Origin of the sequence: Methylomonas lenta (assembly GCF_001644015.1) — a bacterium.
In the GTDB taxonomy this organism is placed as follows: domain Bacteria; phylum Pseudomonadota; class Gammaproteobacteria; order Methylococcales; family Methylomonadaceae; genus Methylomonas; species Methylomonas lenta.
In genome coordinates, this window is record NZ_LUUI01000139.1 from 1 (window position 1) to 2305 (window position 2305).

Annotated in this window: 2 protein-coding genes; both read left to right on the forward strand. The window is 50.4% G+C overall.

What is annotated here, in order from left to right:
- The first annotated feature begins 46 nt into the window (after positions 1 to 46).
- The gene (locus A1359_RS16705) at positions 47 to 1534 is read left to right on the forward strand and encodes a restriction endonuclease subunit S (protein WP_066985765.1); all 1488 of its coding nucleotides are present in this window, start codon (positions 47 to 49) and stop codon (positions 1532 to 1534) included.
- On the forward strand, positions 1531 to 2301 hold the full coding sequence (locus tag A1359_RS16710; RefSeq protein WP_066985769.1) for an AlbA family DNA-binding domain-containing protein: 771 nt from the start codon (positions 1531 to 1533) through the stop codon (positions 2299 to 2301). The genes A1359_RS16705 and A1359_RS16710 overlap by 4 nt, the downstream gene beginning before the upstream one ends.
- Positions 2302 to 2305: the final 4 nt, after the last annotated feature.

The following is a 2305-nucleotide window of genomic DNA, read 5'->3' on the forward strand; positions in this document are numbered from 1 at the left end:
ATAAGCAACGCGCATCCACCTTCCAAATGGAAAAAGGCGGTCGGCAATGAAGTATCCGGCTTATCCGCAATACAAGGACAGCGGCGTGACGTGGATGGGAGCTGTGCCCGAGGATTGGGACGTAAAAAAGACGCGTTATTTGGCGTATATGAAAGGCGGTTCCACCCCTTTGACAACCGAAAATCAATTCTGGGATGACGGAGATATTCCTTGGGTTTCACCGAAGGATATGAAAACTGGTCGGATTACGGATACCCAGGATCACTTAACTCCAGAAGGTGCTCGCCAATGCGCCAGCGGCATTCTTGCTCCTGGTCATGTGTTAATTGTGGTGCGCTCTGGGATTCTAAAACATTCTCTACCTGTCGCAGTTAATGACATACCGGTTACGCTAAATCAGGATATACGAGCCTTCAAGTTAGGTAAGCAGCTTGGTTCAGAATATCTACGATGGTTTATCGAGGGTAACCAAAAGCTGTTGTTGGAACAGTGGTGCAAGTCCGGCACCACTGTAGAGTCTATCGAAATGAGCTATTTGGCTGATGGCTTAGTACCTGTTCCACCGCATTGCGAACAAACCGCCATCGCCGCTTTTCTGGATAGTGAAACCGGGCGGATTGATACGCTGGTGGCGAAAAAGCGCAAGCTGGCGGCATTGCTCAAGGAAAAACGCAGCGGGCTGATTTCCCGCACCGTCACCCGCGGCCTGCCCGACGACGCCGCGCGGGAATTCGGCTTGACCACCGGCAACGCCTCGATCCATGAAGCGCCCGACCAATATAATTGTAGGGGCGATTTCAATCGCCCGCAGGCCGAGGCGAATAAATTCGCCCCTACAAGTGAACCTGGGTCATCCCAAGCATTCAAGGATTCCGGGGTGGACTGGTTGGGGGAAATACCGACAAATTGGCTAATACCTCCTTTATATTCTCGTTATTCAATAGAGCTGGGTAAGATGTTGAATGAAAGTAAAATCACCGGCCAACATCTTTTGCCCTATTTAAGGAACGTTGATGTTCAATGGGATTCAATAAACTTGCTCGAATTACCGGAAATGGATATTCCCGAATCTGAATACTCACGCTATACGGTTCAAGAAGGTGATCTTCTTGTTTGTGAAGGAGGAGAAGTCGGAAGAGCGGCTATTATTGGTAATTTACAAACAAATATTGGTTTTCAAAAATCGCTGCACCGCATGCGAGCACTGAATTCATTGTCAGAATGCCCAAGATATATGTATTACTTGCTGTATTGGGCGAACAAAACCGGAGTATTCAATTCTGGCGGAATATCAACTATTGCACATTTGACTGGCCAACAATTAAGGAAATTCCGTTTTCCAAAACCTCCATTTGAGGAACAAACGGCCATCGCCGCCTACCTAGACCGCGAAACCGCCAAAATCGACCGGATGGTGGAAAAGGTCGAAGCCGCGATTGCCTGCTTGCAGGAATACCGCAGCGCGCTGATCACAGCCGCCGTGACCGGCAAAATCGATGTGCGGGCTTACTCAACGACAAAGGTAACCAGATGACAATGGATCGAGATCAGCAGTATTTGCGGGGTTTGGTCGAGGAGTTGCGCAAATTGCCAAACGAAACCACGTGGCTAGAATTCAAGGTCAACAATAGCGACCCCGACGAGATTGGCGAGTACCTGTCCGCCCTGTCCAACGCGGCAGCGCTGGAAGGTAAGGCCAATGCTTATTTGCTGTGGGGAATCGCCGACGATAGCCACGACGTTGTCGGCACCGGTTTTGCGCCGGGCAAAGCCCGCAAAGGCGGCGAAGAACTGGAAAGTTGGCTGTTGCGGTTATTTAGTCCGCGCCTGCATTTTCGGTTAATGCCAGTGGACATCGGCGGCAAGACGGTCGTGGTATTGGAAATTCCACGCGCCAGCGGCAAACCAACCCAGTTTGCCGGCAAGGAACTAATCCGAGTGGGTTCCTATAAAAAGCCGCTGAAAGACTATCCTGAATTGGAACGAACATTGTGGAGGGTGTTTGATCAAACACCCTTCGAAGCTTTGAAGGCAGCCGAAAATCTGGCTGTCGCCGATGTGTTGGCGTTGTTGGATTATCCTGCTTACTTCGATTTGTTGAAACAGCCGTTACCGACCGATCAAACCGGTATCCTGTCTCGTCTCGAAGAGGCGGCTTTGTTGGTGCGGAATTTCGCGGGCGGTTGGGACATTACCAATCTGGGCGCCATCTTGTTTGCCAAGGATTTGCACCGGTTTCGCGGTTTGTCGCGCAAGGCGATGCGGGTGATTTCTTACCAGGGCAAAGGTCACTGCCATTAAGTTA